Source organism: Salipiger sp. (genome assembly GCF_059781815.1).
The window spans coordinates 1-6,223 of the sequence record NZ_JBYNAH010000274.1; the positions used below are offsets into that span (position 1 = coordinate 1).

General features: G+C 66.2%; 6 protein-coding genes. 4 read left to right on the top strand and 2 right to left on the bottom strand.

The window, feature by feature from the left end:
- Both AC6RA4_RS22500 and AC6RA4_RS22505 read right to left on the bottom strand, forming a co-directional pair.
- Positions 1 to 629, bottom strand: a 629-nt coding sequence (locus AC6RA4_RS22500) for an ABC transporter substrate-binding protein (RefSeq protein ID WP_500164111.1), incomplete at its 3' end; no start/stop codon positions are given.
- A gap of 90 nt (positions 630 to 719) precedes the next feature.
- Positions 720 to 1,490 carry a class II aldolase/adducin family protein gene (locus AC6RA4_RS22505; protein WP_500164113.1) on the bottom strand — a complete coding sequence of 257 codons (771 nt, stop codon included), beginning with the start codon at positions 1,488 to 1,490 and terminating at the stop codon, positions 720 to 722.
- Between the two features lie 128 nt (positions 1,491 to 1,618).
- Here AC6RA4_RS22505 and AC6RA4_RS22510 point away from each other — a divergent pair, with 128 nt between their 5' ends.
- The 4 genes from AC6RA4_RS22510 to AC6RA4_RS22525 all read left to right on the top strand — a co-directional run bounded on the left by AC6RA4_RS22510 (position 1,619) and on the right by AC6RA4_RS22525 (position 6,141).
- Complete coding sequence (locus tag AC6RA4_RS22510) at positions 1,619 to 2,317, top strand: GntR family transcriptional regulator (RefSeq protein WP_500164115.1); 699 nt, start codon at positions 1,619 to 1,621, stop codon at positions 2,315 to 2,317.
- Positions 2,317 to 3,345: a histone deacetylase family protein gene (locus tag AC6RA4_RS22515; RefSeq protein WP_500164116.1), complete on the top strand. Its 1,029-nt coding sequence runs from the start codon at positions 2,317 to 2,319 to the stop codon at positions 3,343 to 3,345. The genes AC6RA4_RS22510 and AC6RA4_RS22515 overlap by 1 nt, the downstream gene beginning before the upstream one ends.
- The gene (locus AC6RA4_RS22520; protein ID WP_500164118.1) at positions 3,342 to 4,625 is read left to right on the top strand and encodes an ArgE/DapE family deacylase; all 1,284 of its coding nucleotides are present in this window, start codon (positions 3,342 to 3,344) and stop codon (positions 4,623 to 4,625) included. Before AC6RA4_RS22515 ends, AC6RA4_RS22520 begins: the two co-directional genes overlap by 4 nt.
- 133 nt (positions 4,626 to 4,758) lie before the next feature.
- Positions 4,759 to 6,141 (top strand): aspartate aminotransferase family protein, encoded by a 1,383-nt coding sequence (locus tag AC6RA4_RS22525; protein ID WP_500164119.1) that lies wholly within the window; start codon positions 4,759 to 4,761, stop codon positions 6,139 to 6,141.
- Positions 6,142 to 6,223 lie beyond the last annotated feature (82 nt).

Here is a 6,223-nt window from a genome sequence, read left to right on the forward strand (position 1 = left end):
TCGACATAGTAGTCTTCGTTCTTCACGAGGTGGATGTAGCTGCCCTTCTCCCAGGCCTCGAACTTGAACGGGCCGGTGCCGATCGGCGTGGCGTTCATCTCGTTGTTGGCGAAGTCGGTGCCCTCGTAGATGTGCTTGGGCACGATCGGCATGGTGCCGGTCTCGAAGACGCTGATGAACGGGCCGAAGGGCTCCTTCAGCTGGAACACCACGGTGAGCGGGTCGGGCGCGGTGATGCTTTCCACATAGGCCAGCGAGGCGCGCAGGCGGGCATGGGTCTCGCGCAGGAAGACATCGGCCGAGAACACCACGTCATCGGCGGTGAAATCCTCGCCGTCGTGCCACTTCACGCCCTCGTGGAGCTTGAAGGTGTAGGTCAGACCGTCGTCCGAGATCTCCCAGCTTTCGGCGAGGCCGGGCTGCGGCTGAAGGTCGGTGCCGTAGCGCAGCAGGCCCTCGTAGATATCGCCGGCAACGAGCTGGGTCGGGCCGTTCTGCACGAGGCCGAGCATCAGCCCCGGCGGTTCGGGCTGGACCACGATGTCGAGCCGTCCGCCGGCCTCTTGCGCGGCAAGCGGCGCCGCGAGAGCGGCAGCGATCAGGAAGGTCGTCGCTTTGAGATGTTTCATGTTTTCCCTGTCAGTTCTGGTTTCGGGGGGATGGGTCCGGTTCTGGGCCGGACCGCTTTGGTTATGTGTCTTGATCGGAACGCGGCGGCGTCACCCCATGTAATCGGGCGCGGCTTTCTCCAGCATCCGCAGGAAGGCGGCCCATTCCGGGTCGGTCCCCGGGGCGCTTTCCATCTTGTCGTACATCTTCTGGTACTGGCTCGCGGTGTGCTCGGCGACCGCGTCGGGCAGCACCACCGGGGTCAGCCCCATGCCGAGCGCCGCGACCTGCGCCTTGCAGGAGCGCTCGAGGTTCAGCGCCAGCTTCACCGCCTCGGCGACCGAGCGGCCCAGAAGCAGCGTGCCGTGGTTGCGCAGCAGCATGACCTGCTTCTCGCCAAGATCGGCGACGATGCGCTCACGTTCCTCGAGGTTCAGCGCGATGCCCTCGTAATCGTGGAAGGCGATGCGGTCGAAGAACTGCGCCGACCACTGGTTCAGCGGCAGGAGCCCCTCCTTGATCGAGGAGACCGCGACGCCCGCAACCGTGTGGGTGTGCAGCACGCAGACCGCGTCGTGGCGCGCCATATGCACCGCCGAGTGGATGGTGAAGCCGGCGGCGTTCACGCCCGCGCCATAGGGGTCGTCGATCACCGCGCCGGTCTCGTCGATGGTGACGAGATTGGCCGCCGTGACCTCATCGAATCGCAGACCATACGGGTTCAGCAGGAAGCGCTTCTCGCCCGCGGGCCCGTCCGGCATGCGCGCCGAGATATGGGTGTAGATGCTGTCATCCATGCCGAAATGCGCGATCAGCCGGTAGGCTGCGGCAAGGTCGCGGCGCAGCTGGGTGACGGTGTCGGCGGGTGCTCCATCGGGCATTGAAGTCGTCCTTTTCATCGCTTGGCCCAAAGAAAGGCCATGAAAGCATCTTTGGTCAAGTAAATTGTCGACAATCGCCAAATCTACAATTAGCGTGACCTTAACTTGTGCGTTTGACCCTCGGACTCATGGACCCAAAGCAAGACAGTGACGGTTTTCAGCCTCTCGACCGCGAGGGGCTCGTTCAGCGTGTCGCGCGCCTGCTCAGCAAGGCGATCGTGACCGGCCAGCTCTCGCAGGGAGAGCGGCTTTCCGAATCGGTGGTGGCCCGGCAGCTCGGCGTGAGCCGCGCCCCGGTGCGCGAGGCGGCGCGGCTGCTCGAAAGCTCGGGGCTCGTCACCTACCTGCCCAATCGCGGCTTCTTCGTGCGCTCGATCAGCGCCCGCGAGCTTGCCAACCTCTACGAGTTCCGGCTGGTGATCGAGACCGCGGCGGTGCGCCGCCTGATCCGCGACGGGTTGGGCGAGAGCGAAGCCAAGCTCATCGGCCAGATCGAAGAGATGCGCCGCGTCGCGGGGCCGGGCTTCGACATGCTGACCCAGGTCGAGGCCGACATGCAGTTTCACCGCCTGATCTGCGCCGGATCGGGCAACCCGAAGTATCTCAACACCTTCGAGCAGATCGCGATGGAATCCGAGCTGACGATCATGATGATCGGCCGGCTCTACGACGACGCCCAGCGCCTCGCCGAAACCCACGTGCCGATCCTCGACGCAATGCTGCGCCATGACGAGGCCGAGGCGGTCGAGGCGCTGCGCTACCATATCGAAGTCGCCCGCGACCTGGTCATCGAGCAGTTCCAAAAGATGGAAGACGAGCAAGACTGATGAAGTGTTTCTACGCCCCCGAGACCGATCTGCACGATCCGGTCTTTCGCCTGACCCACGGCAAGATCCTGCGCAACGCCGAGCAGTCCGAGCGCGCCATGCTGCTCAAGGCCGGTCTCGACGAGCTCGGCCTCGCCACCACCGAGCCGCCCGAGGCGCCGCGCGCGGCGCTCGAGGCGGTGCACACCGATGCCTTCCTCACCTTCCTCGAGACCGCGTGGGACGAGTGGCAGGCGCTGCCCAATGCCGGCCCCGAGGTGGTGCCGAACGTCTTTGCGCAGCGCGGCTTCGCCACCTACCCGACAAGCATCGTGGGCCGCGCCGGCTGGCACATGGGCGACACCTCGGCCCCGATCGGGGAACACACCTGGACCGCCTCGCGCCGCGCCGCCGATTGCGCCGTGGCCGCCGCCGACGCGGTGCTCGCGGGTGACCGCGCGGCCTATGCGCTCTGCCGTCCCGCCGGCCATCACAGCTCGGCCGACATGGCCGCCGGGCACTGCATGATGAACAACTCCGCCGTCGCCGCCGCGCGCCTGCGCACGCAGCACGCCAAGGTCGCGACCCTCGATATCGACGTGCACCACGGAAATGGCACGCAGGCGATCTTCTACGAGCGCGACGACGTGATGACGATCTCAGTCCACGCCGATCCCGCGACCTATTACCCGTTCTTCGTGGGCTACGCACACGAGACCGGCGCCGGCGCGGGTGCGGGCTTCAACACCAACTACCCCCTGCCCCGCACCACGACCGACGAAACTTGGCTCAAGACCATCGCAGAGGCGCTGGAGAAGATCGCAGCCTTCGAGCCCGGCGCGCTGATGCTGAGCCTCGGGCTCGATGCGCATGAGAAAGACCCGCTCATGGGCATGCAGATCAGCTGGGACGGCTTCCGCCGCGCCGGCGAGATGATCGCCGCTGCGGGCTATCCCACGGTGATCGTGCAGGAGGGCGGCTACCTCTCCGAGGATCTCACCACCTCGCTGGTGTCGTTCATGGAAGGCTTCATGAGGCGCGGCAAATGACCCTCTCGCCCGAGCTGACGCAGAAGATCCTCGCCGCCGTCGAGGAGGGCTTCGAGGAGCAGATCGCCTTCACCGAAACGCTTGGGCGCTACCCGTCCCTGCGCGGGCAGGAGGCGACCGCGCAGGATTTCCTGCATGACGAGCTGAAGGCGCGCGGCTACGCGATGGACCGCTGGACCATCGAGGTGGACGACATCAAGCACCACCCCGGCTTCTCGCCGGTCGAGGTCGACTATTCCAACGCCATCAACGTGGTGGGCACGATGCGCCCGCGCGAGGAGACCGGCAAGTCGCTGGTCCTGAACGGCCATGTGGATGTTGTCCCCGCCGGGCCGCTCGACATGTGGACCACCCCGCCCTTCGAGCCGCGCCGCGAGGGCGACTGGCTCTATGGCCGCGGCATCGCCGACATGAAGGCCGGCATCGCCGCCAACATCTTTGCCGTCGATGCGCTCAAGCGCCTCGGCTACCGCCCCGCCGCCACGCTCTACCAGCAATCGGTGGTCGAGGAGGAATGCACCGGCAACGGCGCACTGGCGGCGCTGCTGCGCGGCTACAACGCCGACGCCGCGATCATCCCCGAGCCCGAAGACGACATGCTGGTGCGCGCCAATACCGGCGTGCTGTGGTTCCGCGTCCGGGTGCAGGGCGCGCCGGTGCATGTGCGCGAGGCCGGCTCCGGCGCCAACGCCATCGAGGCGGCCTACGACCTGATCAAGGGGCTGCGCGAGCTTGAGGCCGCATGGAACGCGCAGAAGGGCGAGCACCGCTACTTCGAAGAGCTCGACCACCCGATCAACTTCAACGTCGGCAAGATCGCCGGCGGCGACTGGGCCTCCTCGGTGCCGGCATGGTGCGAATTCGACTGCCGCATCGCGCTTTATCCCGGCATCAAGGCCGCCGATGCCGCGCGCGAGATCGAGGATCACCTGCGCCGCGTGTCGGACGGCATCCCGTTCCTCGCCAACAACCCGCCGCAGGTCATCTTCAACGGCTTCTTCGCCGAGGGCTACGTGCTCGAGGAAGGCAGCGAGGCCGAGGAGACCCTCGCCCGCGCCCATATGTCGAGCTATGCCAAGCCGCTCGAGAGCTTCGTCACGCCGGGCTATCTCGATGGCCGAGTCTTCGTGATCTACGGCGAGACCCCCTGCCTGGTCTACGGCCCCTATTCCGAGGCCATCCACGGCTTCGACGAACGGGTGAAGCTGTCTTCGGTGAAGCGCGTGACCGGCACGATCGCGCTCTTCATCGCCGAATGGTGCGGGCTGGAGGAAATTTGATCAAATTCTCCCCGTGACCTTTCGTCCAAAACCATCTTAACTATGCGCCGAAGGGGACCTGAGTCTCCCGCGGCCTTCTCCCCGATCCGAACCCACAGGCCCCGCCCGGGCCACTGCCAACACGGAGACCGACATGAACCAGCGTCCGAACTCGCTTCACGCCGCCGACATCGCCTACACGATGCACCCCTACACCAACATGCGCCTGCACGAGGAAAAGGGCCCGATGATCATGAGCCATGGCGACGGCGCCAAGGTCTATGACAGCGAGGGCAAGGAATATTACGAGGCGCTGGCCGGGCTGTGGTCGGTCGCCGTGGGCTTCTCCGAGACCCGTCTCGCGGATGTCGCCTACGAGCAGCTCAAGAAGCTGCCCTACTACCACACCTTCGCGCACAAGTCGCACGAGCCGTCGATCCGCCTCGCCGAGAAGCTCGTCGAGATGACCCCGGAAGGGCTCAACAAGGTGTTCTTCACCAACTCCGGCTCCGAGGCCAACGACACCGTCGTCAAGTTGGTCTGGTTCCTCAACAACGGTCTTGGCCGGCCGGAGAAGAAGAAGTTCCTGTCGCGCAACAAGGCCTATCACGGCATCACCGTCGCCTCGGGCTCGCTCACCGGCCTGCCGGCGAACCAGAAGGATTTCGACCTTCCGGCGATCCCGGTCACCCACCTGACCACGCCGCATTACTGGAAGTTCGCCGAGGAAGGCGAGACCGAAGAGCAGTTCACCGCGCGCCTGCTGAAGGAGCTCGAGGACACGATCATTGCGGAAGGCCCCGAGACCATCGGCGCCTTCATCGGCGAGCCCGTCATGGGCGCCGGCGGCGTCATGGTGCCGCCCGAGGGCTACTGGCCGGGCGTTGCCGAGATCTGCGCTAAGTACGACATCCTGCTGGTGGCCGACGAGGTCATCAACGGCTTTGGCCGCACCGGCAAGCCCTTCGGCTGCGAGCGCTTCGGCTTCACCCCCGACATCCTCGTGACCTCGAAGCAGCTGACCTCCTCCTACATGCCGCTCGCCGCCATCGTGGTGAACGACAAGGTCTATGACGCCATCGCCGACAACACCGCCAAGCTCGGCACCTTCGGCCACGGCTTCACCGGCTCGGGCCACCCGGTTGCCTGCGCGGTGGGGCTCGAGAACCTGAAGATCATCGAAGAGAAGGATCTGATGGGCAATGCCGAGCGCCTCGAGCCGATGTTCCAGGACGGTCTGCGCAAGTTCGCCGATCACCCGCTGGTCGGCGAAGTGCGCGGCGTCGGCCTGATCGCGGGCGTCGAGCTGGCCAAGAACCGCGACACCCGCGAGGCCTTCGAACCGGCGGGCTCGATGGCGGCCAAGGTGGTGGCGCTCTGCGCCGAAGAGGGGCTGATCGTGCGCAACGTCTACGAGACGGTGGCCTTCTGCCCGCCGCTGATCGTCACCGAAGACGACCTGACCGAGATCCTCGCCCGCTTCGGACGCGCGCTCGACCGGGCGCTCGACTGGGCGAAATCGGAAGGCATGGTCTGAGCCTCGGGCGAGGCTCTGGATGGAGAGACCAGGAGGGGGGGGGGGGGGGGGGCGCGCCCGGCCCCGGCGGCGGGGTGGCGAA